The sequence below is a fragment of the Aeromicrobium yanjiei genome (assembly GCF_009649075.1).
In the GTDB taxonomy this organism is placed as follows: domain Bacteria; phylum Actinomycetota; class Actinomycetes; order Propionibacteriales; family Nocardioidaceae; genus Aeromicrobium; species Aeromicrobium yanjiei.
Map to the genome: position 1 here is coordinate 752,039 of NZ_CP045737.1, position 25,621 is coordinate 777,659.

Below are 25,621 nucleotides of genomic sequence, written 5' to 3' on the forward strand. Positions count from 1 at the left end.
GGCCCATCAATCTGGAGACTCACCGTGACTTCCCGCTTCCTGTTCCTTCTCGGCAGCGCCCGCAAGGACGGCAACACCGAGCTGCTGGCTCGACGAGCAGCCGAGGCGCTGCCCGAAGAGGTCGAGCAGCAGTGGATCCACCTCGAGGAAGCGGCCCTCCCGCGGTTCGTGGACCACCGGCACACCGGCGAGGAGATCCCGCAGCCCGTGGGTGTTGAGAAGGAGCTGTTGAACGCGACGTTGGCGGCCACCGACGTTGTGTTGGCGACGCCGCTGTACTGGTACAACGTCTCCGGGTCGACCAAGGTGATGCTGGACTACTGGGCCGGTTGGCTGAAGGTCCCCGGCCTGGATTTCCGGGCGCGCATGAACGGCAAGACCTTATGGACGATCATGGCTCTCGGCGACGAGGACTTCAGCACCGCCGAGCCGGCACTGGCCACACTCGAGATGACCGGTTCGTACCTGGGCATGAGGTGGGGCGGCGTCCTGAACGGCTATTCCAGCGCACCCGGCCAGGTACTCGAGGACGAGGCAGCTCTGCGTCGCGCCGGCACGTTCCTGGCTCCCGCGCACGACCGAGCGGCGGCGCCGACGGCGTGATGCAGGGGGCGCTCCCCAGGTAAGTCCCAGGTGGCACATGGTGCGAATCACCCTGGCACCCGACATCAAGTCGGCGGCCATCTGGGTCCCTAGCATCGAGTCACCCCAGTGTGGGGTGACTCACCTCTCAACGCCTGGTCGGGGCTCCGGGCCGGACAACCACATCCTCCTCCTGGCGTTGCCCGAGGCCGCGCCCCGTCACGAAGGTTCACCATGACTCACATCGCTTCGGCGTCAGGTAAGCCAACAGCGTCAGGCGCCGTCGAAGGGCAGCTGCGCGGCAACATGGGCGTACGGGAGCTCGTCTTCACGGCTTTGGCCTTCAACGCCCCGCTCGCCGCAGTGGCCGGCTTCGTCCCGGTCATTGCGGGCTTCGAGATCGGATTCGGCTCACCCCTGCTGTTTCCCGCGATGGGTTTGCTGTTGCTCGTGTTCTCGGTCGGCCTGAATGCCATGGCGGTACGGATGGAACGCCCCGGTGCCTTCTACTCCTACATCGCCCGAGGTCTGGGCCGGCCCGCCGGACTTGCGGCGGCGTTCTGCGCCGTCCTGACCTACGCGGCCCTCGCTGCGGGCATCTTCATCCTGCTCGGCCTGGCGGCCGGTGACTTCGCCCACGGTGTGCTGGGCATTGTCGACGCGGGTCCCTGGTGGGTCTGGGGACTGATCGGTTGGCTCGCAGTCACGGCGCTGACCCTGCTCAACATCGAGGTCTCGGCGAAGGTCCTCGGCATAGCGATGCTGTTCGAGGTTGTGATCGTCGCCGTGTGGAACCTGATGGTGTTCTCCGACGGCGGACCGGATGGGCGGGGCGTCGACGTGCTCGGCAACGTCTTCAACGGTTCGATCGCGCTGCCCCTGCTGTTCGTCGCCCTCTGCATGACCGGCTTCGAGTCGCTGCAGGTGTTCCGGGAGGAGACCCGGGACGCGGAGCGCACGGTGCCGCGCGCGACCTACATCTTCCTGATCGTCCTGGCGGTCGGCTACGGTCTGACCACGTACATCTACGTCATCGCTCAGGGCTCCTCGGAGGCGCTGGCAGCAGGTGCGGCCAACCCGACCGGGACGTTCCTGGGATCGATCGAGCACTACGTCGGCAGCGTGGCGAGCGATGCGGCGAGCCTGTTCCTTGTCACGAGTGCGTTTGCGTGCGCCCTGGCCATCCAGAACATCGTGTCGCGCTACCTGTATGCGCTGGGCCGCGACCGCGTGGTGCCCGGCGTGCTGGGCCGGGTCAACGAGCGTCACGGCAGCCCGGTCGTGGCCAGTCTCGTCGGTGGCGTGGGGGTGCTCGTGATCTTCCTGATCCCTGTCGTCAACGACGCCGACGCGGTGGCGTCGTATGCAGCGCTCTCCGGACTCGGCATCTACGGGATCCTGCTGCTGTGGGCGGTCACCTCGGTCGCCGTGCTGGTGTTCTTCCGCCGTTCTTCGGTGTCGGACATCGGCCTCTGGCGCTCGGTCGTGGCTCCGCTGGCATCGCTCGTCGGCCTCGTCGCCGTCTCGTGGCTGGCGACGGCGCACCTCGGCGACGTCGTGGGCAATCTGGCGCTCGCCCGCGGCGTCCTGATCTTCACCGGCGCGGTGGCGCTGGCCGGATTCGTCCTGGCCCTGCGCTGGCGGCGGGTCGACCCTGACATCTACGCACGTATCGGCCGCCAGGACGCCTGACGCGTCACGGTTCCGCCCCTCACCTTCGTTCCAGGAGTACTGATGAAGCTTGATCCCCGCACTGTCGCCGTCCACGCCTACGAAGTCGCACCCGGCCGGATCCTGGCCGGCGATCCACGCCCCTCGGCCGTCGAGCTCTGGAAGTCGCCGGACGGGAGCGTTCACGGTGGCGTGTGGGAGATGTCGGAGGGAACTCTCGGCGGCGTAGACGTCGATGAGCTCGTGCACGTCGTGCAGGGGCGGGTGTCCGTGACGTTCGACGACACGGGGGAGGGCCTCGAGCTCGCGGCGGGTGACGTCGCGACATTCACGCGCGGCCGGACCATGACGTGGGTGGTTTCCGAGCGCTTCCGCGCAGTGTTCGCCGGTGCCGTCTGACGACACCTCGATCGACGCGGGCAGCCTGCGGAGGCTGGCGCGCAGTGCTGAGACCAGTGGCACATCGCGTCAACCTGGAGCTGCGTCGTCGTCGATAGCGTTCGAGACGCAGGCCACACGGCTCTCGTCCGCGAGCGACATTCGACGAGCGATCGGGTGCGACGACGCTCGTGACGCCCCGGTGCGACGGACTCGTCCCCGGTTCTTGCCGCCCGCCCCGAACCTTCTGCGGGTGAGGCGGCTCAACGAAATGATCAGAGGAGATCAACCATGTTCCACACCAGCTCAGCTCGAACGAGCCTAGCGGCGACCACCGGCTCCGAGGCTGTCCTGCTCGACGGGCAGGTCCAGGCATGAGCCGCCGCGTCGTGCTGATCACGGGCGCGGCCCGCGGGCAGGGACGCTCGCACGCGCTGCGCTTCGCCGAGCAGGGTGCAGACCTCGTCCTGATCGACGTGTGCGCGAATGACCCGCACATCCCTTTCGACATGGCCTCGGCCGATGAGCTGGCCCAGACCACGAAGGACGCGCAGGCGTTCGGCGCCACGGTCATCAGCGCTCAGGCCGACGTGCGCAGGGGGGGCGAGATGAGGGCCGTCGTCGACCAGGTCGAGAGCACGTTCGGTCGCCTCGATGTCGTCGTGGCCAATGCTGGCGCGTACGCCTTCGGGCCGATGTCCAGCCTGGAGATCGACGACGACCGCTGGGAAGCGGTGGTCGGGACCAACCTGACCGGGGTGTTCAACACCGTACGGGCCACGGCGCCGCTCATGATCCGTGGCGGACACGGAGGCTCCATCGTGCTGGTGAGCTCCAGCGCCGCCCGCAGGGGCCTGCGCTCCATGGCGGACTACACGGCGAGCAAGCACGGCGTCGTGGGTCTGATGCGCACATTCGCCAATGAGCTCGGCGAGCACTCGATCCGCGTCAACTCGGTCGCTCCCACCGGGGTCGAGACCTACATGATCACCAACCCGGCGATTCAGCAGTGGTATGCCGAAAACCCCACGATGCTGGAGAACGAGACCGGCAACATCCTCCCCGTCGGCATGCTGCAGGCAGACGACATCACGGATGCCGTGGTGTGGCTAGCCTCCGATGGTGCGAAGTTCGTGACCGGCGTGGACCTGCCGGTCGACGCCGGGTTCCGTGAGGTGACGCCGTGACGGTCCGGTGAGACTTGCGACCCGGACCAGCGTCAGCTGGTCCGGGTCGACCGTTTGACCGGGGCTGCCCTGTCAGATGGCCTAGGGCACGCCGGACGCCGCGAGATCCGTGGCGATGAGCGCCACGTGCAACGACACGATCACCTCGGGATCGTCGAGGTCGATCTTGAGGATCCGACCGATCTTGGCGAGCCTGTCGTAGAACACCGGACGTGACATGTGCAGGCTGGCTGCAGCGTCGGACTTGTTGGACCCGTGCGTCGTGAGGGCGCGCAGCACCGCCAGGTGATCACCGCCCCAGCGCTCGTCGTGCGCGCGCAGCGGCCCGAGCTCGCGCTCGGCGAACAGCCTGACCCGGTCGTCGTCGCCCAACAGCGCGAGCAGGCCGCGCACGTGCAGATCCTCCAACCGGTGCACGGCCCGATCGGAATCGTGCTTGACGGAGCCGAGCACCTGCATGCTCTCGCGCAGGGTCCGGTCGACCTCGCCGATCGACTGCACTGCGCGGGCCGCCCCGACGACGACCGAACGACGACGGTGGACGGCCGCCGCGACGGAGTCCACCACCGCCTGCGCATCGGCCGAGGGACCGGGCGCGAGCAGGACCCACGCCTTCTGGTCGCTCTCGCACACCAAGGCCGGCGTGCGGGCGGCGTGGGCCGCGTGCACGGCCGCCGCCATGACGTCGTCGAGCGCATGGGTCACCGGCTGCGAACCGTCGATCGTCGGGCGGATCGCCAAGGCGACGTACTGGCGCATCGTGACGGGGAAGCCGGACAGCTCGCAGCGTTGCAGGACATTCTCGTCCGCGCTGTCGCTGAGCAGGCCGAGCATGAGCTCCTGGTGGGTGCGGCGCACCTGGCTGCTGCGATGGCGGTCCTGCAAGCGGTGCATCGCGAGTGCGGCGGCACCACGCTCGACCACGGCGATCAGTCGCTGCGTCGGGACATGCGGTGCATGCACGACGAGCCGTCCCCAATCCCGCTCGCGCCGCCCCAGCCGGGTGACGAGCCAGCCGTGGCGAGCGTCCCACGTGGTGCGTGCGTCGAGGACGATCGTGCGCGATCGCCCGGCCCACCCGGCCAGGAACTCCCTCGACCCGTGGGGCCCGGGGCGAAAGTCGACCACCTGGTGCTCGCCGCTCTCGAGCACGACCGTGGAGCCCGCGAGCCGCTGCACCGCCTCCAGTATCTCGCGGGGGCCGGCCTCCGAGATGCTCAGCTCGGTGAACGTGTCGTGCACCTCTTCGGCCTCCCGTAGTTCGGCCAGCTGGCGGTCGACGATGCGCTCGCCAAGGGCCTGGGTGATCGCGGCGAATCGCACCTCGTGGTGCAACGCGATGAGAGGCAGCCCGAATGACTCGCAGGCCTCGACCAGGGCCGGCGGCACCGTGGTCCAACGGCGCCCGAGCTCCAGGATGATCCCGGCGGCGCCGCTGTGGGCCAGGCTGCGGGCGAATGTCGCCAACCCGCGATCGTCATCCGGTAGTGCGATGCCGGTGCTCAGCAGCAGATCGCCTTCGCGCAGCAGCGGGGCGATGTCGGCCAGCTCGGTGGAGTGCACCCACCGCACGGGTGCGGCCAGGCCGCGGGCACCCGCGAGGCACTCCGGACCTGCGGTCCGGATGACCTCGAGGTCGAGGGCCTCGGCCAGGGTCAGGGTGCTCATCGACGCACTCGGTCGACCCGTTCCAGACCGATGACAGTCACGCGGACCATTGGCAGCATGCAGTTCCTCCCCAGAAGTCGGGCCTAATGTACGGCCATTTAGCCACGAAGGGAATGACGAGCGGCAACTTAGTTCGTTTCTCACTCCAATCATGGTTAAAACCCGGGCTTGGGCATGAGCCGATCTGGCCGGATAAATGCATCTGAGTAGGCGTCGAGTGCTCCACTTGGACCCGACAAGATGTCGCGAAACGTGTCGCGAGCCGTCAGTGTGACGGGCGAACTGGGCCCAGAGATCGCACAGGGTGGGAACGTCCCCACCGCACACCTCGACCCCAGGAGCCCCCATGTCGCGTGATCTCTCGATGCAGACCTCCGAGGTCCTGCGCGACGCCCTCGACCAGCTGTCCGACGCCGCCGAGGTTCTCGGCCTGAGTGAGGGGATGGCCGCCGGACTGGCGCACCCGCGGCGCGAGGTGACAGTCAGTGTTCCGTTGCGGCGGGACGACGGCTCGGTCGAGGTGCTGACGGGCCACCGCGTCCAGCACAACCTGACCCGCGGGCCGGCGAAGGGTGGCGTGCGGTTCAGCGCCGACGTGACCCTCGAGGAGGTGCGTGCCCTCGCGATGTGGATGACCTGGAAGTGCGCGCTCGTCGACGTCCCCTACGGGGGTGGCAAGGGTGGGGTCAGGCTCGATCCGAAGCTCTACTCGCGCGCCGAGCTCGAGCGGGTCACGCGCCGTTACACCAGCGAGATAGCGCCGCTGCTCGGGCCGGAGCGAGACATCCCGGCTCCGGACCTGGGCACCGATGAGCAGGTCATGGCCTGGATGATGGACACCTACTCGACGGGCGTGGGTCACACGGCACTCGGCGTCGTGACGGGCAAACCACTCGCGCTGGGTGGATCGCTGGGGCGGGCGACTGCGACGTCCCGCGGGGTCACGCATGTGGCTCTCGCCGCCTTGGCGTCCCGGGGCGTGCAGGTCCGGGGCTCCAGATCTGCCGTCCAGGGCTTCGGCAAGGTGGGCCGCTACACCGCACGCTTCCTCGCCGAGGCCGGTTCCCGCGTCGTGGCCGTGAGTGATCAGTACGGGGCGGTCGTCGACTGGAACGGGCTCGACGTGCCTGGCCTGGAGGCGCACGTCGACGCGACCGGATCCGTCGTGGGATACGGGCGCAGCGAGCCGCTCGACCGAGCTGACGATCTGCTCGTCCTGCCGGTCGACCTGCTGGTGCCGGCAGCCGTGGAGGCCGTGATCACCGAGGACAATGCCGACCGGGTTCTTGCCCGCGTGGTGGTGGAAGGCGCCAACGGTCCCACGACCCGGGAGGCCGACAGGATCCTCGCCGATCGCGACGTGCTGGTGGTCCCCGACATCCTCGCCAATGCAGGAGGGGTCGTCGTGTCCTATTTCGAGTGGGTCCAGGCGAACCAGGCCTTTTGGTGGACCGAGACCGAGGTGGAGGATCGCCTGGCCGCGCGGATGACCGTCGCCTGGGAGCGGACGGCGGCGCTGGCGCAGTCGCGGGATCTGTCCCTGCGTGGTGCCGCGACCGCGCTCGCGGTCGGCGCTGTGGCCGAAGCCCATCAGCTGCGCGGCCTCTATCCGTGACCGCGACTGACGGGTCGAGCAGGTTCAAGCAATCACGTCGATATGTGGGAAAGAGGAGGAGCGGTGATGGTTGAAACCCTGTCGTTGTCCCTGAACGAGAACGTCGAGTGGACGGGCGGTGACCCGGTTCCCGCGGAGCGCGTGATCGACGGGGAACCGTTGTTCAGCACGATCAGGACGGTGGAGCAGGGTGCGGTGACCGCTGGCTTCTGGCGCTGCACGCCAGGGCGTTTCCAGGCATCGCGAACTGGATCGGACGAGGTGTTCACGGTCATTCGCGGAGCGGGCCGCGTGATCGCGGACGGCTCCGACGCAGTGCAGCTGGCGCCCGGGGTCGTGGTCGTCATCCGCTCCGGATGGTCAGGGGTGTGGGAGATCGACGAGACGATCGAGAAGGCGTTCATCATCACCGCCTCGAGCTGAGGCCGCACTGGGCATCACCGATGCCGCAGCCTGCAATCAAGAAGTCTAGATACAAGGAGCAGCCCGTGTCCGACCCCGTCGCCGTCGTCGAGTTCGACGAACGGTTCACCACATCGTTCGCCCCGTTCGTCCTGGATCGTCGCACCCGTGCGACCCCACTGACCCAGCTGTCGGCCGGTTTCCTCGTCTCCGAGCAGGGAGGGCGTTCTGAGCCCTGGACCTTGCCGTACGAAGAGGTGCTGTTCGGAATCGAGGGTCGAGCCTCCGTGGACGTGCAGGGGCAGGGCATCGTCGAGGTGGGGCCGGGTGACTTCGTGGTGCTCCAGCGTGGGGCGACAGTCGTCTACGAGGCGGCGCCCGGCACCCGGATCCTCTACGCCGTCGCACCCGCGGACTGGGAGTCCGCCGTCCCCGAGGCATGGGCGGCTGCTCAGGCCTCCGTGGGCTTCCCGGTCGCTGGGAGCTGACCTGCGTCCGGACCGACAGTTCGTAGGCCACAGCCGCCCACTCGGACGTTCTGTCGGGCACGGGTCGAGGCTACGGCAACCAAGATGATGTCGACGAAAGGAACTTCATGACCAACGTGATCACGCATTGGATGGACGGCGCACTCTTCAGCGGGGCGTCGACCTCGACGGCCGACGTGACCAACCCGGCGACCGGCCGGGTGACCGGCCAGGTGGTGCTCGCGACAGCCGACGACGCCGCCGCCGTCATCGCCTCGGCCAAGGCCGCATCGCGTGCCTGGGGCGCGACGTCGATCGCTCGTCGCACGCAGATCATCTTCGCGTTCCGCGAGCTGCTGAACGCCCGCAAGGACGAGCTCGCAGTGCTGATCAGTGCCGAGCACGGCAAGGTCCACTCGGATGCGCTGGGCGAGATCGCCCGGGGTCAGGAGGTCGTGGAGTTCGCGTGCGGCATCGCGCACTTGCTCAAGGGTGGCCACTCCGAGAATGCCTCGACCGGAGTCGACGTGCACTCCAAGCGTGATCCGCTGGGCGTCGTGGGCATCATCAGCCCCTTCAACTTCCCGGCGATGGTGCCGATGTGGTTCTTCCCGGTGGCCCTCGCGGCGGGCAACGCCGTGGTGCTCAAGCCGTCCGAGAAGGATCCCTCTGCGTCGCTGTGGATCGCTGAGCTGTGGAAGGAGGCCGGATTGCCCGACGGCGTCTTCAACGTCCTCCAGGGTGACAAGGTCGCCGTCGACGCACTGCTGCAGAGCCCTGACGTGGCGTCGATCAGCTTCGTCGGATCCACCCCCATCGCACAGTACGTGTACGAGACCGCCAGCAAGCACGGCAAGCGCGTGCAGGCACTCGGTGGCGCCAAGAACCACATGGTGGTGCTGCCCGACGCTGACCTGGACCTCGCCGCCGACGCGGCGGTCAACGCGGGCTACGGCTCTGCGGGTGAGCGTTGCATGGCCATCAGCGTGCTGGTCGCGGTGGAGCCGATCGCGGACGAGCTGGTTGCCAAGATCGCCGAACGCACCCGCACGCTGCGCATCGGCGACGGCGCCAAGGCACGCACGCCCGAGGCCGACATGGGGCCGCTGGTCACGCGGGCCCACCGCGACAAGGTTGCCGGATATGTGGCGTCGGGCGCGGCCGCCGGTGCGACCGTCGTCATCGACGGTCGTGAGGTCGAGCCGACCGGCGAGAGCGACGGCTTCTGGCTCGGGCCGACGCTGTTCGACCAAGTCACGACGGACATGGACATCTACACCGAGGAGATCTTCGGCCCGGTGCTGGCAGTCGTACGGGTCAAGAGCTACGACGAGGCCGTCGCGCTGATCAACGCGAACGAGTTCGGCAACGGCACCGCGATCTTCACCAATGATGGCGGCGCGGCGCGTCGCTTCGAGTCCGACGTCGAGGTCGGCATGATCGGCGTCAACGTACCGATCCCCGTCCCTGTGGCGTACTACTCGTTCGGTGGCTGGAAGAACAGCCTCTTCGGCGACACGCACGCGCACGGTGTCGAGGGCGTGCACTTCTTCACCCGCGGGAAGGTCGTCACGACCCGCTGGATCGATCCGGCCAACCGTCCCTCCGGCGGACTCGAGCTGGGGTTCCCGCGCAATGACTGAGCTCCTCGACGACGTGATCGCCCAGACCACTGACGCGATCCGCGCCCACGAGCTGGACCGCGCGCACGTGTTCCACTCCTGGTCCGCACAGCAGCTCATCGACCCCATGGTCGTGACGCGCGCCGAGGGTGCCTACCTGTGGGACGGCCAGGAGAACAAGTTCTTGGACTTCACCTCCCAGCTGGTGTTCACCAACCTCGGTCACCAGCATCCGCGGATCGTCCGGGCGATCCAGGACCAGGCCGCAAAGCTGTGCACCATCGCGCCGGCCTTCGCCAACGACGCCCGATCGGAGGCGGCACGGCTGATCGCGTCGCACACCCCGGGCGACCTGGACCACGTGTTCTTCACCAACGGCGGCGCCGACGCCAACGAGCACGCCGTCCGGATGGCGCGTCTGCACACCGGCCGGCACAAGGTGCTGTCGACGTATCGCTCGTATCACGGTGGCACCCAGCTCGCGGTGAACATGACCGGCGATCCGCGCCGCTGGCCGAGCGACCACGGCTCGACCGGCACGGTGCACTTCTTCGGTCCGTTCCTCTACCGCAGCCCGTTCCACGCCACCACCGAGGAAGATGAGTGCCAGCGGGCGCTGGAGCACCTCGAGCAGGTGATCGCCTTCGAGGGGCCACAGACGATCGCAGCGTTGATCCTCGAGTCCATCCCGGGAACAGCCGGCATCATGATTCCGCCGCCCGGTTATCTCAAGGGAGTGCGCGAGCTGTGCGACCGGCACGGCATCGTGCTGATCGCGGACGAGGTGATGGCCGGATTCGGCAGGACCGGCACGTGGTTCGCGATCGAGCACGGAGACGTGGTGCCCGATCTGCTGACCTTCGCCAAGGGCGTCAACTCCGGGTACGTCCCGTTGGGTGGCGTTGCCATCAGCGACGCGATCTACTCGACATTCGCCGAGCGTGCGTACCCGGGTGGTCTGACCTACTCGGGTCATCCGCTGGCGTGTGCTGCAGCCGTCGCGACCATCCGGGTGATGGAGGAGGACGGGGTGGTCGAGCACTCTGCCCGCCTGGGGGAGGAGGTCTACGGCCCCGCGCTCCGCGATCTCGCCGACAAGCACGAATGGATCGGCGACGTGCGCGGCATCGGTTCGTTCTGGGCGATCGAGCTGGTCAGCGACCGTCAGACGCGCGAGCCATTGGCGCCGTACGGCGGAAGCAGTCCGCAGATGAACGCCATCTTGGCAGCGGCCAAGGGACGCGGTTTGCTGCCCTTCGCGAACTTCAACCGGATCCACGTCGTGCCGCCGATCAACATCGCGGAGAGCGACGCACGGATCGGGCTGAGCATGCTCGACGACGCGTTGGCCGACGCGAGCTTCGCCCAGGTCTGATCGGCCCGATCAACGATCGGCCGCCGCGCGGATCGCGTCACGCGCAGCCTGCCCAGCGGTGCGCCGCACCCTCACAGTGCGGCGCACCACCTCGCCCCAGGGAGACCACACAATGAGCAACGAGCCCACGTCGTCCGGTACGTCGCGCGTCAAGCGCGGAATGGCCGAGATGCTCAAAGGCGGCGTCATCATGGACGTCGTTGATGCAGAGCAGGCCAAGATCGCCGAGGACGCCGGTGCTGTCGCAGTGATGGCACTCGAGCGCGTTCCCGCGGACATCCGGGCGCAGGGCGGTGTTGCTCGGGCGAGCGACCCCGATCTGATCGACGGCATCATCGGGGCCGTCTCGATCCCGGTGATGGCCAAGGCTCGGATCGGTCATCTCGCCGAGGCGCAGATCCTGCAGAGCCTGGGCGTTGACTTCATCGACGAGTCGGAGGTGCTGACGCCGGCCGACTACGCCAACCACATCGACAAGTGGGCGTTCGATGTGCCGTTCGTGTGCGGCGCGACGAGCCTGGGTGAGGCGCTGCGTCGCATCACCGAAGGGGCGGCGTTCATCCGTTCCAAGGGTGAGGCCGGCACCGGTGACGTGTCGAACGCGGTGACCCACATTCGTACGATCACCGGTGAGATCCGTAAGCTGCAGGCGCTGCGCGACGACGAGCTGTACGTCGCGGCCAAGGAGCTGCAGGCCCCCTTCGAGCTGGTCAAGGAGATCGCCGAGAACGGCAAGCTGCCGGTCACGTTGTTCACCGCTGGTGGCATCGCGACTCCTGCCGACGCCGCGCTGGTGATGCAGCTGGGCTCGGAGGGTGTGTTCGTAGGTTCGGGCATCTTCAAGTCCGGCAACCCGCAGCAGCGTGCCGAGGCCATCGTCAAGGCCACCACGTTCTACGACGACCCCCACGTCGTCGCCAAGGCGTCCAGGGGTCTCGGGGACGCGATGGTCGGAATCAACGTCAGCGAGATTCCCGAGCATCACCGCCTCGAGCACCGCGGCTGGTGACACGTCTCATGAAGACGTCTGCTCGCGGGGGAGTCACTGTGGGTGCCCAAGCGCACTGGTACCCGACGGCCACGTCCCGTCGGCTGGTCCGCCGGGACGATGCCGAGTGGGTCCTCGAGGGGACAGTGCACGCGCGCCGATGCGGCGAGCTGACCACCGCCTGCGGCCTGCTGGCGGTCGACTGGCCGATGTCCTTCTACGAGCCCTTCGCCGCAGCGCGCGGAGACGTGTGCCGGTCGTGCGTGCGCACGGTCGTCGGAGTCTGAGTCGCCCGCGACGCCCCGGGTCCCGACCCGCGTGAGTGGCACGGCACGCCCACAAATCCGTCGCTGCGCGACAAACCAGCCCCCCCAATCTTGCCTAGTTTCAAGAGGGGCACCGCCCCGCGCCGAACCACCACGTGTGAAAGAGGAACCATGCATTACGCGATCGTCGACCCCGCCACCGGCACCACTGTCCAGGAGTACCCGACGGCCACGGGTGCCGAAGTGTTCGCAGCCCTCGCTGCCGCCGACGAGGCCCACCGCGGGTGGAGCCGCTCATCCACCGTGGCGGAGCGCTCCGCGATTCTGCGGGAGGTCGCGCGCCTGCACCGCGAGCGCCGTGACGAGCTGGCTCAGATCATGGAGCGCGAGATGGGCAAGCCCGCCGCGCAAGGCACCGGTGAGATCGACTTCTCGGCGCTGATCTTCGAGTACTACGCGGACAACGCGGAGAAGTTCCTGACGGACGAGCCCATCGACCTGCTCGCGGGGACGGGAACAGCCGTGGTGCGGCGCTCGTCGCTAGGCGTGCTGCTCGGCATCGCACCCTGGAACTTCCCCAGCTATCAGGTCGCTCGGTTCGCAGCTCCGAATTTCGCCGCCGGCAACACGCTGCTGCTCAAGCATGCTCCGCAGTGCCCCGGTACCGCTGAGGCGATCGAGAAGATCTTCGCGGACGCCGGCGCCCCCCAAGGCAGCTTCGTCAACATCTACGCCACGAACGAGCAGGTCGCCGATCTGATCGCCGACCCGCGCCTGCAAGGTGTCTCGCTGACCGGCTCCGAGCGTGCCGGATCGGCAGTCGGTGAGCAGGCGGGGCGCCACCTGAAGAAGGTCGTGCTGGAGCTCGGCGGTTCCGATCCATTCATCGTCCTGGACGCCGTCGACCTCGACGCCACGGTCGAGGCGGCCGCCGCCGGCCGCCTCAGCAACGTGGGTCAGGTCTGCAACGCCCCGAAGCGGTTCATCGTCCTGGACCAGGTTCACGACGCGTTCGTCGCCAAGTTCCAGAGCGTGCTCAAGGAGCGCGCGCCGCAGCTCGCGCCGATGGCGTCGCGGGCGGCGGCCGATCACCTCGCGCAGCAGGTTCGGCAGGCGGTCGAATCCGGGGCCGAGCAGTTCCTGGCCGGTGAGTGGAACGGCGCCCGCGTCCCCGCGGTCATCCTGACGGGCCTCGACCCCGAGGACCAGGTCGCGAAGGAGGAGTTCTTTGGTCCGGTCGCACTGGTGTTCCGTGCCAAGGACGAGGCGCACGCGCTCGAGATCGCCAACAACACCGACTACGGCCTCGGTTCCTATGTCTACGGCGCCGACGCCGATCAGGTTGCTCGCGTTGCAGACGGGATCGAGGCCGGCATGGTCTACGCCAACTGTGTGCAGGCCGACGGCGTCGAGCTTCCGTTCGGTGGCATCAAGCGGTCCGGCTTCGGCCGCGAGCTCGGCAAGTACGGCATCGATGAGTTCGTCAACAAGAAGCTGATCCGCACCCGCTGACGCGGCCGGCCAACCCGCTCGACTAGGAGAGTCATGAAGAACGGCCAGATCTCGCACTGGAAGGCACGTCCCGACGTCGACGCGCCCCGGTTCCCCGCCGTGGAAGCCGGATTCGACGTCGATGTCGCGGTGATCGGCGGTGGTCTCACCGGATTGTGGGCGGCATGGGCGGTTGCGGTCAGGGATCCGTCCTTGAGCGTTGCCCTCTTCGAGGCCGAGACGATCGGGTACGGCGCGTCCGGCCGCAACGGCGGTTGGCTGTCGGCCAAGCCGGTGGGACTGCGGCCGGTGCTGGCCAAGCAGCCCCAGGGCCGCGCCGGTGTCCGCTCGGCCGACACGATCCTGGGCAAGTCGCTCGACGAAGTGGTCGATCTGCTGGGCAGCGACACGATCGACGCCAAGCGCAGCGGCTGGCTCCAGGTCGCCAGGACCGCGAGCGAGCTTGAGCGCGCCACGCGCTATGTCGACAAGGCCCGCACGTGGGACATCTCAGCGGAGAACCTGCGGATGTTGTCCGCGGCGGAGACAACCGAGCGCGTCGTGGTCAGCGACGTTCGCGGGGCGATCTTCTCCCCGGACTGTTACCGGATCGACCCGGTCAAGGCGCTGGCCAGCTTGACCGGCTTGGCGGTCGAGGCCGGAGTCCGGATCCACACAGGGTCCCGCGTCTCCGAGCTCACTGACGCCGGGCTCGTGGTCAACGGTCATCAGGTCCGGGTCGCCCGACAGACGGTGGTGGCCACCGAGGGCTACTCCAGCTGGGAGAAGGGCGAGAAGCGTCGCCTGTTGCCCATGAACAGTGCAATGGTCGTGACCGCACCCTTGTCGGCGGCCGACTGGGCGCAGGTCAGATGGGACGGCGCCGAGTGCCTGAGTGGGTCTGCGCACACGTTCTTCTATGCCCAGCGGACAGCTGACGGGCGCATCGCGATCGGTGGGCGTGGCAAGCCCTATCGCTTCAGCTCCGGCGTCGATGTCGACGGTCAGGTGGACAGCGGCACAGTCGAGTCACTGGGGCAGTCCCTGCGCGATCTGTTCCCGGGGGTGTCGTTCGAGCTGGCCCATGCCTGGTGCGGTGTGCTCGGCGTCAGCCGGGACTGGTCGCCCTTCGTGGACGTCGACGCCGACGCGAAGGTGACGCACGTCGGTGGCTACGCGGGCCAGGGGTTGACGGCCGCCTACATGGGCGGCAATCTGGTCGCCGATCTGATCACGGGGCGTGACACCGAGCTGACCCGCCTCCCGTGGGTTCGTCAGCGTCCGCGCCGGTGGGAGCCGGAGCCGCTTCGCTGGATCGGCGCCAACGCGCTGTACAAGGCGTACTCCTGGGCCGATCACATCGAGTCCCGTTCGAAGTCGACGAGCACCGCCTGGCCTGCGCGAATCGCCGATCGGATCGCCGGACGCTGACGAGGACGTCGCCGTTCGGTGGCGTCACACGATCGCCGGTCGACCACACATGATCAGGTGTGATCGGCCGGCGGTCGTGTCTGGCGACCGCTGGACCCCAGCCGTTCCGGGGCTTTGGACGGATCCGGTGAGGCATGGCTCACGTCGTCAACATCGCTGACGCTGACGGTCAAGCCCGCTGCCCCGCCCGTACCTAGGCTCCAAACGACACCGCCCGACAGTCGCCCACGACGGCCTTCAGACACCTGCCTTCGTGATCTGCACTACCGGGCCCCGGACTCACGAAAAAGGTGAACCATGACTGTTCAGGACTCCTCGAACCAGGCTGAGGTCGTCGCGGCGCAGCAACAGGCTGCTGCGTGGCTCGATGCTCTTTCCGCCGCCCTCGCGGCGAGCGACCGCGACGCGTTGGAGTCGTTGTTCGTCACGGACGGCGGTTGGCGCGATCTGCTCGCCTTCACCTGGAACCTGCGCCAGGTGCACGACAACAAGGCGATCGCCGACCTGTTCTTGGCCACGGCGCCCGAGATCGCCCCCCGTGACTTCGCCGTCTCGAGCAACTGGCCCGCGCCCGTCCCCACGCTGGGCGAGGACGGCGCGCTCGTGGCCATCGAGACCTTCTTCTCCTTCTCGGTCGTCGCCGGTTCGGCCGAGGGCCTGGTCTACCTGGTGCCGGACCCGGCTGACGCGTCGCGTCTGCTGGGCAAGACGCTGCTGACGCGTCTTGTCGAGCTCGACGACGCGAAGCCGGTGTGGCCGCCGGAGGGACGTTTCGACGCCCAGCACCCGGGTGTCCGGTGGTCGGAGCACCGGGCCAAGCAGGCGGACTACGCCGATCGTGACCCTGAGGTCCTGATCGTCGGCGGTGGCCAGTGGGGCATCCAGACTGCTGCGCACCTGGGCCGCGTCGGTGTCGACGCGCTCGTCATCGACAAGCTGCCCAACGCCGGTGACTGCTGGCGGACGCGCTACGAGTCCCTGTTCCTGCACCAGCCCCACAACATGTTGCACTTCTCGCTGATGCCGTTCCCGGAGTCGTTCCCCGAGTACCTGCCGAAGGACAAGGTGGCGGACTTCGTCGAGTCCTACGTCAAACATCTCGACATCAACTTCTGGGGCGGCACCGAGCTCCTGAGCGGCCGCCACCTCGAGGACGCAGGCGTCTGGGAGGTCGAGCTGCGCCAGGCCGACGGCTCGGTGCGCACGATGCGCCCGAAGCACGTCATGCTGGCGACCGGCGGCAGTGACGTCCCGAACATCCCCGACTTCCCGGGCCTCTCGGAGTTCCAGGGCGAGGTCCTGCACTCGAGCGAGTTCCGCGACGGCCGCGACTACGCGGGCAAGAAGGTCCTGGTCGTCGGCACCGGGACGTCGGCGCACGACTTCGCGCTCGACGTCGTCGAGAACGGCGGCCAGGCCACCATGGTTCAGCGCAGCCCGCTGATGGTCGTCGACCTGGAGACCGCCAACCAGATGTACGGCGTGTACCGCGACCGCTCGCTCGAGACCCGCCTGGTCGACTTCCGATTCCTCGCGGGCGCGGTGTTCCATCAGCAGCGCGCAGGTTTCCAGGAGTTCCAGAAGTTCATCGACGTCCAGGACAAGCACCTGCACGACGGGCTCGCGAACGCCGGGATGGAGACCTGGGGCGGAGAGGACGGCACGGGCTTCTACTACGGCTACCTGAGCCAGTCCAAGGGCGGCTACTACCTCAACGTCGGCGCGTCCGACGCGATCATCGCCGGAAAGATCGGCGTCATGAAGCTCGACGATCTGGAGCGCTTCGACGCCAACGGGATCGTCCGTGCGGATGGGACGACCGAGCAGTACGACGTCGTGATCCTTGCGACCGCCTACCGGTCGATCAGCGAGGGCATCAAGAAGTACTTCGGCGAGGAGTTGGCCGAGAAGGTCGGTCCGGTGTGGGGGTTTGGACCCGACGGCGAGATGCGCAACGTGCTCAAGCCGACCCCGCAGGAGGGTTTCTGGATCCTGGAGGGTTCCATCCCGATGTCGCGTTGGCACTCCCCGCTGATGGCGCTGTTCGTCAAGGCTGAGCAGCTGGGTCTGATCCCTGAATCGTTCAAGGACGGGAACCACCTGAGCCGCACCCCGAAGGAGCCGGTGCCCGCGCTGGCGCCCTACTGGTCCGGCCGCTGAGAACAGGAGCAAGAACACCATGCGCAAGCTGAGCGGCAAGGTCGCTTTCATCACCGGCGCGGCGCGGGGGCAGGGGCGGTCGCACGCCCTCGCGCTCGCCGCGGAAGGAGCCGACGTCATCGCAGTCGACATCTGTCGGCAGATCGACACGGTTCCCTATCCGATGGCTTCGGTCGCGGATCTGGAGGAGACCGCTCAGCTTGTGCGTGCCCTCGGGGGACGCATCGTCACACGTGAGGCCGACGTGCGCGACTTCGCGTCCCTCCAGGCCGCTGTGCGCGCCGGTCTGGACGAGTTCGGACGGTTGGACATCGTGGTGGCGAACGCAGGAACCGTCAACGGCTTCGCGCCCGCCTGGGAGATCGAGGAGGAGCAGTTCCGCGATCAGTGGGAGGTGTGCGCTGCCGGTGCGTGGCGCACGATCAAGGCCACCGTCCCGACCCTCATCGAGCAGGGCGAAGGCGGGGCGGTGGTCCTGACCAGCTCGGTGTCGGGTCTGGTCGCCGAGATCAACATCGCGCACTACGTGATGTCCAAGCATGCGGTCGAGGGGCTCATGCACAACCTGGCCGCCGAGCTGGCGCCGCACAACATCAGGGTCAACACGGTGTGCCCGACGAGTGTCAACACCCCCATGATCGACAACCCCGCGTTCAGCGGTTTGTTCGCGGGCAAGGAGACGGCGACCTACGCCGAGGCCATGCCAGGCATGCGCTCGATCAATGCGTTGCCGATCCCTTACGTGGAACCTGAGGACGTCAGCAAGGCCGTGCTGTTCCTGGCCGGCAACGACGGTCGGTTCGTCACCGGCATCAGCCTGCCGGTCGATGCCGGCGCCCTCATGCCGTACAAGGTCACGCATCAGGGGACGGGCGGATGACGTCCGAGGGCGAAGATGCCGTGCCCGAGCACCTCGAGCTGCTGGAGGGGGTGCGTGTCGTCGACTTCACGCAGGCGCTGTCCGGGCCGTACTGCACGCTGATGCTGGCCGACGTGGGCGCGGACGTGATCAAGATCGAGAACAGGGTGCGTGGTGACGACTCACGGCACTGGGGTCCTCCGTTCCTGGGCAGTGACGCGGCGTACTTCATGTCGGTCAATCGCAACAAGCGCAGTGTCGCCCTCGATCTGAAGGACCCGGACGACGTGGCCTTGGCGCACGAGGTGGTCGCCTCGGCCGACGTCGTGGTCGAGAACTGGCGGCCGGGAACCGCCGAGCGGCTCGGCTTCGGGGCCGAGCAGCTGCGGGCCGCGCACCCGGGCCTGATCGTCTGCTCGATCAGCGGGTTCGGCCAGGGGCAGGGCACCCGTTCGGGATATGACCAGATCGTGCAGGGTACGTCCGGGGTGATGCCGATGACCGGCCCGGCGGGAGAGCCGACCAAGTGGGGAGTGCCGATCGCCGACATCGCCGCCGGCATGTTCGCCGCGGCGGCCATCTCCAGCGCGCTCGTCGAACGCGCCCGGACGGGACGTGGGCGGGTCATCGACATCGCGATGCAGGACAGCCTGATCTCGATGCTCACGCACCACGCGGCGCGTCACCTGGCCACCGGTGTGGTGCCGCCGTCGGACCACAACGGCCATGCCACGATCTGTCCTTACGGCATGTTCCCGACGGCCGACGGATTCGTGAACCTGTGCGTGGGCAACGATTCACAGTTCCAACGCATGTGTGCGGCGCTCGGACGTGATGACCTTGCCCAGGACGAACGCTTCGCGACCAACCCGCTCCGCGTCGCGAACCGGGCTGTGTTGCTGGGCACGCTCACCGAGACGCTGGCGGGCCTCGCGACGTCCGATGCCATCGCAGCCCTCGAGCAGGTGGGTGTCCCGGCCGGAGCGGTTGCCGACATCGGTGAGGCGCTCGCGGACGAGTCGACCCTGGCTCGGGACATGGTCATGAGCTTTGACCGCGACGACGTCTCCGGCGTGCGTGTGGTGAACACGCCATGGAAGTTCGACGGTCGGGCTCCGTCGATTCGACGTGCCCCTCCCCACCTGGGGGAGCACAACGTCGACGTGCTGTCGGAGATCAGGACCGGCCAGTGAACGGTGCAGTTTTCATTCCAGAACAAGGAGCTATCCCCGAGATGACGAATTCCGCAGTGTCGGTCAACCCGGCCACGGGCGAGCAGGTGGCGCAGTACCCGTTCGTCACGCCGGACGAGCTCGGCGACGTCCTGGGATCCGCCGCAGCCGGTCAGCAGCGATGGGCCGCGAGGTCCTTGGCCGATCGCTGCGACGTGATGCGCACGGCGGCCGAGATCATGCGGGACGACGTGGAGCGCCTCGCAGAGCTGATCACCACCGAGATGGGCAAGCCGATCACCGAAGCTCGCGGGGAGGTGCTCAAGTGTGCGCACACGCTCGACTGGTACGCCGAACAGGCGCCGGAGACGCTCGCACCCGTGCCGACGGCTGCAGGCCCAGGTGTGCAGGTCCACTACCGCCCGCTGGGCGTCGTGCTTGCCGTCATGCCGTGGAACTTCCCGATCTGGCAGGCGATGCGCGGCAGCGTCGGCATCCTGCTGGGCGGCAACGGCTATCTGCTCAAGCCTTCGCCCACGACCGTCGGCTGCGCGGTAGCGCTCCAAGAGGTGTACGAGCGGGCCGGCGTCGAGCACGGTGCCTTCGGCGTTCTGAACGCGGCGAACGGCGTCGTCTCGGCGGCGCTGGCCGATGACGTGATCGTCGGCGTCACCCTCACCGGCAGCGTGGCAGCTGGGTCCGCGGTGGCGGCCCAGGCGGCCCGCGAGATCAAGCCCTCGGTGCTCGAGCTCGGCGGTTCTGACCCGTTCATCGTCCTGGCAGATGCTGACCTTGACGCGGCGGTGGACGCGGCCGTGACAGCGCGGTTCCAGAACTCGGGTCAGGTCTGCATCGCCGCGAAGCGGATCATCCTCGAGGAGCCGATCCTCGAGGAGTTCACCGAGAAGTTCGTCGAGCAGGTCAAGGCTCTCGTGGTCGGGGACCCGTCGGATGCTGCCACCCGGATCGGCCCGATGGCACGCAGCGATCTCCGCGATCAGCTGGCGGACCAGGTCGACCGCAGCCTCGAAGCCGGAGCAACGCTGCTGGTGGGTGGCGAGAAGCTTCCCGGGAGCGGCTACTTCTACGCCCCAACGGTCCTGAGCGACGTCGTCGCGGGCAGCCCGGGATTCTGCGAGGAGCTGTTCGGCCCGGTCGCGGTCCTAGTGGCAGCGACCGACGCCGAGCATGCGATCACCCTCGCGAACGACTCGGAGTTCGGGCTGGGTTCGTCGGTGTGGACCACGGACCTCGATCGCGCCGAGAAGGTTGCTGCTCAGATCCAGGCCGGAAGCGTGTTCATCAACAAGGTGGGCGTGTCCGACCCGCGAGTGCCCATCGGTGGCATCAAGAAGAGTGGTTACGGCCGGGAGCTGTCCCATCACGCGCTCCGGGAGTTCACCAACCAACAGACGGTGTGGTGCGAACGGGCCGAGTAGGACTCCACTCACGAGTCGTCGGCCGCCGACGCTCCGACCCGCGCGGGTCTCAACACGTGCATCACCTGACGAGCCACAGGTCCGCGCTTTGATGAAAGGACATCTGATGCAAGCCGATCACTGGATCGACGGAGCGTTCTGCGCGCCGAGTGCGCGCACCTACCTGCCGACGCTGGACCCCATGACCACCCGGCCGTGGGCCGAGATCGCCCGCGGCGACGCGACTGACGTGGATGCTGCGGTTCAAGCGGCACACGCGGCCTACCCGGCATGGCGGGACGCGGGACCCTCGAGGCGGGCCGAGGTGTTGTGGCTGTTGGGCGACCTGATCGCCGAGCATGCGGGTGAGATGGCGCTGATGGAGTCGCGCGACGCCGGCAAGGTGATCCGGGAGGTCACCGGTCAGCACACCAGCATGCGCGCCTGGTTCCACTACTACGCGACCCTGGCGATGCACAACGAAGGGCGATCCATTCCGCTGGACTCACCGTCCGTCACGGCCTACACGACGCGTGATCCATTCGGCGTCGTCGGCGTGATCCCGGCATTCAACTCTCCGGTCCTGCTGGGCGCCATGAGCATCGCGCCTGCGCTGGCAGCCGGCAACACTGTCGTGGTCAAGACGCCCGAGGTCAACGCACTCTCACTGCTGAAGGTCGCGGAGCTGTCACGGGAGGCCGGCCTGCCTGACGGATGCTTCAACATCGTGCACGGATACGGGGCAGAAGCCGGGGACGCCCTCGTCGGGCATCCTCTCGTGCGCAAGATCTTCTTCACCGGCGGACCGGACTCGGCCAAGGTAGTGGGCCGTCGCGCCGCCGAGCACCTCAAGCCGATCGTGACCGAGCTCGGAGGCAAGTCGGCCAACATCTTCTTCGAGGACGTGAACGTCCCCGATGTGGTCAACGGTGTCATCTCCGGCATCTTCGCAGCGGCGGGACAGACCTGCGTGGCGGGATCGCGTCTGCTGGTCCATCGCAGCATCGCCGACGAGCTGGTCAGTCGGGTCGCGGAGCGCGCTGGGCGGATCGTGCTCGGCAACCCGACGGATCAGGCCACCGAGATGGGACCGATCTCGCAGGAGAAGATCCTGCGTGGAGTCCACGAGGGTGTCGACCGGGCCATCGCGCAGGGGGCCGAGCTGGTCACCGGTGGCCTGACGGGTGCCGTCCCCGACCAGGGTTGGTTCTACGCCCCCACGATCCTGGGTGGGGTGACACCTGAGATGGACGCGTTCTCGACGGAGTTCTTCGGGCCGGTGCTGGCCGTCACCGCGTTCGACACCGAGGAGGAAGCGCTCGCCTTGGCGAACGGGACGGAGTTCGGTCTCGCGGCGGGCATCTGGACCCGCGATCTGGGGCGGGCTCACCGCGTCGCGAGGAACATCGTCGCTGGAACTGCCTGGATCAACATGTACCGCGCGATGAACTTCTCGACCCCCTTCGGAGGGACGAAGACCTCCGGCTCCGGCCGAGTCAACGGCATGGACGGCTTCTCGGAGTTCACCCAGACCAAGTCGGTGTGGGTCAACTCCGACGACGCGCCGGTGGGCGATCCGTTCGTCCTTCGCTGAAAGAGCCGAGGCGGCCGGTGAGCTGGCCGGGCCGGGTCAGGCCCGCTCGCGCGCGAGGATCCGGGCGGCGCGTGCGATCACCGGGGCATCGATCATCCGTCCGTCGACCACACTGACGCCTTCGGCCGGGGCCGACTCCACGATGTGGCGGGCCCAGATGATCTCGTCCGCACTGGGACTGAGTGCGGCGTTGACCGGCTGGACCTGGCGGGGGTGGATGCACAGCTTGCCGCCAAATCCCAGTTCGCGCGTGGCGGCGAGGTCGGTGGCCAGCACGGCCGGGTCGTCGAGCGCGGTCGTGACCCCGTCCACGGGTGCGGCGATGCCCGCCGCGGACGACGCGACGATGAGCCGTCCGCGCGCGTACGCCAGGGCCGCGTGCGATGCAGGGTCGACGCCGAGCTCGGCCGAGAGGTCGACGTTGCCGAGTGCGATCCGCACGACGCCGGGAGACGAGGCGACGAGATCTGCGTCGCGGATGCCGCGGGCGGTCTCGACCAGGGCGATTAACCGGTCACCGACGACCGCGTGCACGGAGGCGAGCTCGTCGCGGGAGTGAGACTTGGGCACCATCAGCGCCGCCGATGTCGTGGCCAGCGCCGCGACCTCGGCGGTGTGCCACCGCGTGCCGACGCCGTTGACGCGCACCACCGCCGCACCGCCCCCGGCCAGCCAGGCCAGTGCGTGCTCCAGGGCGGCCTGCTTGGCGTCCGGGGCGACGGCGTCCTCCAGATCGATCACGATGGCGTCGGCCCCTGTCGCGACGGCCTTGGCGAAGCGCTCGGGCCGGTCGCCGGGAACGAACAGCAGGCTGCGGGCGTCACGTGCCGCCTGTGCCGTCGTGGTCATGCCATCACCGCGCTGAGGCGCCAGTCGAGCACCGGTACAGGCCCGGCTCCACCGGACGTCGCGTCGACCAAGACCCGCAGATGGGCCAGCCCGCCCCCGTCCGGCAGGGCATCGAGACCCTCGACGGCGACTGTCGACAGCAGCGTGTCGTCCTCGTGCACGGGGCCCACGTGGTCGCAGCCGTACCAGCCGCCGACCGTGACCATGGCCGGCAGCGCGCGGGCCGCCTGGTGCAGCGCGAGGCCGATCGTGTGGCCGCCGTAGACGAGGCGCCGTCCTCCGGCCGACGCTGCGTCGTGGTGGACCGCAGCGATGTTGCCGGTGAGCCTGGCGAGCTCGGGGGCGCTCGAGACCACGTCCGCTCCCTCGATGCGCCACGTCTGACCGATCGACAGATCGGCGAAGTGCTGACCCGGCACACGCTCGCGAAACCGCGCTAGGTCCCAGCCGGCGACGGCGGCACTGAGCGCGGCGATCGACGGGTCGGCGCCGATGACGCCGAGGTCGTCGCGCGGACCCTCGGGCGCGGCGTCGCCCGACAGCGGGAGCATCGCGCATCGCCAGTAATCGAGCACCGGGCGGTCATGTTGGTCGACCGTGACGATGTGCAGGGCGGCCAGGCCCGTGGCCAGGCGGCCGGGCCGGCGGGTGTTTTCCTTGAGCCCGTCGACCGTCGTGACGGTTCTCAGCGTGTCGCCGACGACGGGGAAACGGCGGAAGGACAGCCCGCGGTAGAACAGATTGGCCTTGACGTGTTGCGTCACCGCGGTCGACTGGCCGATCGAGGTGTCCCACACCAGGGCGGGCGGGACGAGGTTGTCGTGCCCCGTGACCTCCGCGGCCAGGGTGTCGTCAAGGCTGAGCCGCAGCCGGTTGCCGACGATCGCCTGGTGCGTCGCCTGCCTGCCGGCCGTCAGAGTGACGGCGGGCGACTCGTCGAAGACCTGCCCGACGCTCAGCTCGTCGAAGTACGGCCCGCGCACCGGCGTGGGTGAGGTGGTCGGGGCCGGGTCGGGCACTGCGTCGCTGGCAGGCATGGTCCTCCGAGGGGGAGTGGCAGGAGAATGAGTTGAAATGTACGGCCAATGTGCGGGCGTGTACATCGTACGGTTTCGATGTCAGTTGTGTCGTGTGATGAGATCGACACGACACCCTGGTAGCGCGCGGTCGTATTTGGCCGTACATTTGCCATGGCTCGGGTGTCTTCTCCCGGGACAGACCTCCCGGCTCGAAAGGACCAGATGCTTCCTCTCGAAGGTGTCATCGTCGTGAGCATGGAGCAGGCCGTGGCCGCCCCATTCGCCAGCCGGCAGCTGGCCGACCTCGGGGCCCGGGTCATCAAGATCGAGCGACCCGGCGTGGGCGACTTCGCGCGCAACTATGACGAGACCGTTCACGGGGAGTCCAGCTACTTCGTGTGGCTCAACCGCTCCAAGGAGTCACTCACCCTGGACGTCAAGACGCCCGAGGGCCTCGCGATCCTCCATGAGCTGCTGGCCGGCACTGACGTCTTCTTGAACAACCTCGGTCCGGGCGCCGTCGCCCGCATGGGGCTCGACGCCGAGACGCTCGCGACGAGATACCCGCGCCTGATCCACGCCACGATCTCCGGGTACGGCACGACGGGGGACTGGGCGCATCGCAAGGCGTACGACCTGCTGGTGCAGTCGGAGGCGGGCCTGGTCTCGATCACCGGCGAGCCCGGCAGCGTTGCCCGCGTGGGCATCTCGGTGGCTGACATCGCGGCCGGGATGTACGCATACTCGGGCATCCTGACGGCGTTGCTGCACCGGGCCACGGCGGGAGTCGCGGCGCCGGTCGAGGTCTCACTGTTCGAGGCCTTGGCCGAGTGGATGGGCAATCCGGCCTATTACACGATGTACGGCGGCACCGCGCCCGAGCGGGTCGGCGCGCAGCACGCGAGCATCGCACCGTACGGACCGTTCACCAGCGCCGAGGGCGACATCGTCATGCTGTCGGTGCAGAACCCACGCGAGTGGCAGGCGTTCTGCGAGATCGTCATGGCCGATCCGGCGCTGACGACCCATGAGCGGTTCGCGACCAACTCCGCCCGCTGCGCGCACCGGACCGAGCTCAACGAGACGATCGGCCGGCGGTTCGCCGAGCTCGGCACGACCGAGACGATCAGCCTGCTCGACGAGGCGAAGATCGCCAACGCCCGGGTCAACACGATGGCCGAGTTCGTCGATCACCCGGCGCTGTCGTCGCGCGACCGGTGGGTCACGGTCCAGAGCCCCGGCGGCGACATCCGCGCCCTCAAGCCCCCAGCGTCGATCGGCGGCATCGAGCCGCGCATGGACGCCGTCCCCGCCCTCGGGGCCCACACCGCCGCGATCTTGACCGCCCTCGGCAGATCGGCCGCCGACATCGCCTTGCTCCGGTCCGCCGGAACCGTCTGATCCCTG

The 25,621-nt window shown here is 68.2% G+C and carries 22 protein-coding genes; 19 read left to right on the forward strand and 3 right to left on the reverse strand.

The window, feature by feature from the left end; all coding sequences use genetic code 11:
* Positions 1–24: 24 nt before the first annotated feature.
* The 4 genes from GEV26_RS03900 to GEV26_RS03915 all read left to right on the forward strand — a co-directional run bounded on the left by GEV26_RS03900 (position 25) and on the right by GEV26_RS03915 (position 3,818).
* Positions 25–603: a flavodoxin family protein gene (locus GEV26_RS03900; protein ID WP_153651845.1), complete on the forward strand. Its 579-nt coding sequence runs from the start codon at positions 25–27 to the stop codon at positions 601–603.
* Positions 604–816: 213 nt separating this feature from the next.
* The gene (locus tag GEV26_RS03905) at positions 817–2,274 is read left to right on the forward strand and encodes an APC family permease (protein ID WP_153651846.1); all 1,458 of its coding nucleotides are present in this window, start codon (positions 817–819) and stop codon (positions 2,272–2,274) included.
* 42 nt (positions 2,275–2,316) lie between these two features.
* Complete coding sequence (locus tag GEV26_RS03910; protein WP_153651847.1) at positions 2,317–2,652, forward strand: cupin domain-containing protein; 336 nt, start codon at positions 2,317–2,319, stop codon at positions 2,650–2,652.
* 353 nt (positions 2,653–3,005) lie between these two features.
* Positions 3,006–3,818 carry a mycofactocin-coupled SDR family oxidoreductase gene (locus tag GEV26_RS03915; RefSeq protein ID WP_153651848.1) on the forward strand — a complete coding sequence of 271 codons (813 nt, stop codon included), beginning with the start codon at positions 3,006–3,008 and terminating at the stop codon, positions 3,816–3,818.
* A gap of 81 nt (positions 3,819–3,899) precedes the next feature.
* Here the strand turns inward: GEV26_RS03915 and GEV26_RS03920 are convergent, their stop codons facing one another.
* Positions 3,900–5,486: a PucR family transcriptional regulator gene (locus tag GEV26_RS03920; RefSeq protein WP_153651849.1), complete on the reverse strand. Its 1,587-nt coding sequence runs from the start codon at positions 5,484–5,486 to the stop codon at positions 3,900–3,902.
* A 346-nt stretch (positions 5,487–5,832) separates the two neighbouring features.
* Between GEV26_RS03920 and GEV26_RS03925 the strand changes: the two genes are divergently transcribed.
* The 14 genes from GEV26_RS03925 to GEV26_RS03990 all read left to right on the forward strand — a co-directional run bounded on the left by GEV26_RS03925 (position 5,833) and on the right by GEV26_RS03990 (position 22,346).
* Positions 5,833–7,101, forward strand: coding sequence for a Glu/Leu/Phe/Val family dehydrogenase (locus GEV26_RS03925; RefSeq protein ID WP_153651850.1), 1,269 nt, complete (start codon positions 5,833–5,835; stop codon positions 7,099–7,101).
* Positions 7,102–7,167: 66 nt separating this feature from the next.
* Positions 7,168–7,524, forward strand: a complete 357-nt coding sequence (locus GEV26_RS03930; protein WP_194839961.1) for a cupin domain-containing protein — start codon at positions 7,168–7,170, stop codon at positions 7,522–7,524.
* 65 nt (positions 7,525–7,589) lie between these two features.
* The gene (locus GEV26_RS03935) at positions 7,590–7,991 is read left to right on the forward strand and encodes a cupin domain-containing protein (RefSeq protein ID WP_194839962.1); all 402 of its coding nucleotides are present in this window, start codon (positions 7,590–7,592) and stop codon (positions 7,989–7,991) included.
* 107 nt (positions 7,992–8,098) lie between these two features.
* Positions 8,099–9,613, forward strand: coding sequence for a CoA-acylating methylmalonate-semialdehyde dehydrogenase (locus GEV26_RS03940; protein WP_153651853.1), 1,515 nt, complete (start codon positions 8,099–8,101; stop codon positions 9,611–9,613).
* Positions 9,606–10,967: an aspartate aminotransferase family protein gene (locus tag GEV26_RS03945; RefSeq protein WP_153651854.1), complete on the forward strand. Its 1,362-nt coding sequence runs from the start codon at positions 9,606–9,608 to the stop codon at positions 10,965–10,967. The genes GEV26_RS03940 and GEV26_RS03945 overlap by 8 nt, the downstream gene beginning before the upstream one ends.
* Before the next feature lie 112 nt (positions 10,968–11,079).
* Positions 11,080–11,976 carry a pyridoxal 5'-phosphate synthase lyase subunit PdxS gene (gene pdxS, locus GEV26_RS03950; protein ID WP_153651855.1) on the forward strand — a complete coding sequence of 299 codons (897 nt, stop codon included), beginning with the start codon at positions 11,080–11,082 and terminating at the stop codon, positions 11,974–11,976.
* Positions 11,977–11,984: 8 nt separating this feature from the next.
* Positions 11,985–12,242, forward strand: coding sequence for a hypothetical protein (locus GEV26_RS03955; protein WP_153651856.1), 258 nt, complete (start codon positions 11,985–11,987; stop codon positions 12,240–12,242).
* Between the two features lie 150 nt (positions 12,243–12,392).
* Positions 12,393–13,733: an aldehyde dehydrogenase family protein gene (locus GEV26_RS03960; protein WP_153651857.1), complete on the forward strand. Its 1,341-nt coding sequence runs from the start codon at positions 12,393–12,395 to the stop codon at positions 13,731–13,733.
* Positions 13,734–13,766: 33 nt separating this feature from the next.
* Entirely contained in the window at positions 13,767–15,143 is a 1,377-nt protein-coding gene (locus GEV26_RS03965; RefSeq protein WP_153651858.1) for an NAD(P)/FAD-dependent oxidoreductase, read from the forward strand.
* Positions 15,144–15,440: 297 nt separating this feature from the next.
* Positions 15,441–17,303, forward strand: a complete 1,863-nt coding sequence (locus GEV26_RS03970) for a flavin-containing monooxygenase (protein WP_153651859.1) — start codon at positions 15,441–15,443, stop codon at positions 17,301–17,303.
* A 19-nt stretch (positions 17,304–17,322) separates the two neighbouring features.
* Entirely contained in the window at positions 17,323–18,183 is an 861-nt protein-coding gene (locus GEV26_RS03975) for a mycofactocin-coupled SDR family oxidoreductase (RefSeq protein WP_153651860.1), read from the forward strand.
* The gene (locus GEV26_RS03980; protein ID WP_153651861.1) at positions 18,180–19,355 is read left to right on the forward strand and encodes a CaiB/BaiF CoA transferase family protein; all 1,176 of its coding nucleotides are present in this window, start codon (positions 18,180–18,182) and stop codon (positions 19,353–19,355) included. The genes GEV26_RS03975 and GEV26_RS03980 overlap by 4 nt, the downstream gene beginning before the upstream one ends.
* A 41-nt stretch (positions 19,356–19,396) precedes the next feature.
* The gene (locus tag GEV26_RS03985) at positions 19,397–20,773 is read left to right on the forward strand and encodes an aldehyde dehydrogenase family protein (protein WP_153651862.1); all 1,377 of its coding nucleotides are present in this window, start codon (positions 19,397–19,399) and stop codon (positions 20,771–20,773) included.
* 106 nt (positions 20,774–20,879) lie between these two features.
* Complete coding sequence (locus GEV26_RS03990) at positions 20,880–22,346, forward strand: aldehyde dehydrogenase family protein (protein WP_153651863.1); 1,467 nt, start codon at positions 20,880–20,882, stop codon at positions 22,344–22,346.
* A gap of 36 nt (positions 22,347–22,382) precedes the next feature.
* On the opposite strand, the gene GEV26_RS03995 is transcribed toward GEV26_RS03990, so the two are convergent.
* Together GEV26_RS03995 and GEV26_RS04000 are read right to left on the reverse strand one after the other, a co-directional pair.
* Positions 22,383–23,195, reverse strand: a complete 813-nt coding sequence (locus GEV26_RS03995; protein WP_153651864.1) for an HpcH/HpaI aldolase/citrate lyase family protein — start codon at positions 23,193–23,195, stop codon at positions 22,383–22,385.
* Positions 23,192–24,232 carry a MaoC family dehydratase gene (locus GEV26_RS04000; RefSeq protein ID WP_153651865.1) on the reverse strand — a complete coding sequence of 347 codons (1,041 nt, stop codon included), beginning with the start codon at positions 24,230–24,232 and terminating at the stop codon, positions 23,192–23,194. Before GEV26_RS04000 ends, GEV26_RS03995 begins: the two co-directional genes overlap by 4 nt.
* Positions 24,233–24,436: 204 nt before the next feature.
* Between GEV26_RS04000 and GEV26_RS04005 the strand changes: the two genes are divergently transcribed.
* Positions 24,437–25,615, forward strand: coding sequence for a CaiB/BaiF CoA transferase family protein (locus tag GEV26_RS04005; RefSeq protein WP_153651866.1), 1,179 nt, complete (start codon positions 24,437–24,439; stop codon positions 25,613–25,615).
* Positions 25,616–25,621 lie beyond the last annotated feature (6 nt).

Bases quoted from the DNA above. Each gene is read 5' to 3' on its own strand.
- GEV26_RS03905 (WP_153651846.1), top strand. From the start codon at position 817: ATGACTCACATCGCTTCGGCGTCAGGTAAGCCAACAGCGTCAGGCGCC.
- GEV26_RS03910 (WP_153651847.1), top strand. From the start codon at position 2,317: ATGAAGCTTGATCCCCGCACTGTCGCCGTCCACGCCTACGAAGTCGCA.
- GEV26_RS03915 (WP_153651848.1), top strand. From the start codon at position 3,006: ATGAGCCGCCGCGTCGTGCTGATCACGGGCGCGGCCCGCGGGCAGGGA.
- GEV26_RS03920 (WP_153651849.1), bottom strand. From the start codon at position 5,486: ATGAGCACCCTGACCCTGGCCGAGGCCCTCGACCTCGAGGTCATCCGG.
- GEV26_RS03925 (WP_153651850.1), top strand. From the start codon at position 5,833: ATGTCGCGTGATCTCTCGATGCAGACCTCCGAGGTCCTGCGCGACGCC.
- GEV26_RS03930 (WP_194839961.1), top strand. From the start codon at position 7,168: ATGGTTGAAACCCTGTCGTTGTCCCTGAACGAGAACGTCGAGTGGACG.
- GEV26_RS03940 (WP_153651853.1), top strand. From the start codon at position 8,099: ATGACCAACGTGATCACGCATTGGATGGACGGCGCACTCTTCAGCGGG.
- GEV26_RS03945 (WP_153651854.1), top strand. From the start codon at position 9,606: ATGACTGAGCTCCTCGACGACGTGATCGCCCAGACCACTGACGCGATC.
- pdxS (WP_153651855.1), top strand. From the start codon at position 11,080: ATGAGCAACGAGCCCACGTCGTCCGGTACGTCGCGCGTCAAGCGCGGA.
- GEV26_RS03955 (WP_153651856.1), top strand. From the start codon at position 11,985: ATGAAGACGTCTGCTCGCGGGGGAGTCACTGTGGGTGCCCAAGCGCAC.
- GEV26_RS03960 (WP_153651857.1), top strand. From the start codon at position 12,393: ATGCATTACGCGATCGTCGACCCCGCCACCGGCACCACTGTCCAGGAG.
- GEV26_RS03965 (WP_153651858.1), top strand. From the start codon at position 13,767: ATGAAGAACGGCCAGATCTCGCACTGGAAGGCACGTCCCGACGTCGAC.
- GEV26_RS03970 (WP_153651859.1), top strand. From the start codon at position 15,441: ATGACTGTTCAGGACTCCTCGAACCAGGCTGAGGTCGTCGCGGCGCAG.
- GEV26_RS03975 (WP_153651860.1), top strand. From the start codon at position 17,323: ATGCGCAAGCTGAGCGGCAAGGTCGCTTTCATCACCGGCGCGGCGCGG.
- GEV26_RS03980 (WP_153651861.1), top strand. From the start codon at position 18,180: ATGACGTCCGAGGGCGAAGATGCCGTGCCCGAGCACCTCGAGCTGCTG.
- GEV26_RS03985 (WP_153651862.1), top strand. From the start codon at position 19,397: ATGACGAATTCCGCAGTGTCGGTCAACCCGGCCACGGGCGAGCAGGTG.
- GEV26_RS03990 (WP_153651863.1), top strand. From the start codon at position 20,880: ATGCAAGCCGATCACTGGATCGACGGAGCGTTCTGCGCGCCGAGTGCG.
- GEV26_RS03995 (WP_153651864.1), bottom strand. From the start codon at position 23,195: ATGACCACGACGGCACAGGCGGCACGTGACGCCCGCAGCCTGCTGTTC.
- GEV26_RS04000 (WP_153651865.1), bottom strand. From the start codon at position 24,232: ATGCCTGCCAGCGACGCAGTGCCCGACCCGGCCCCGACCACCTCACCC.
- GEV26_RS04005 (WP_153651866.1), top strand. From the start codon at position 24,437: ATGCTTCCTCTCGAAGGTGTCATCGTCGTGAGCATGGAGCAGGCCGTG.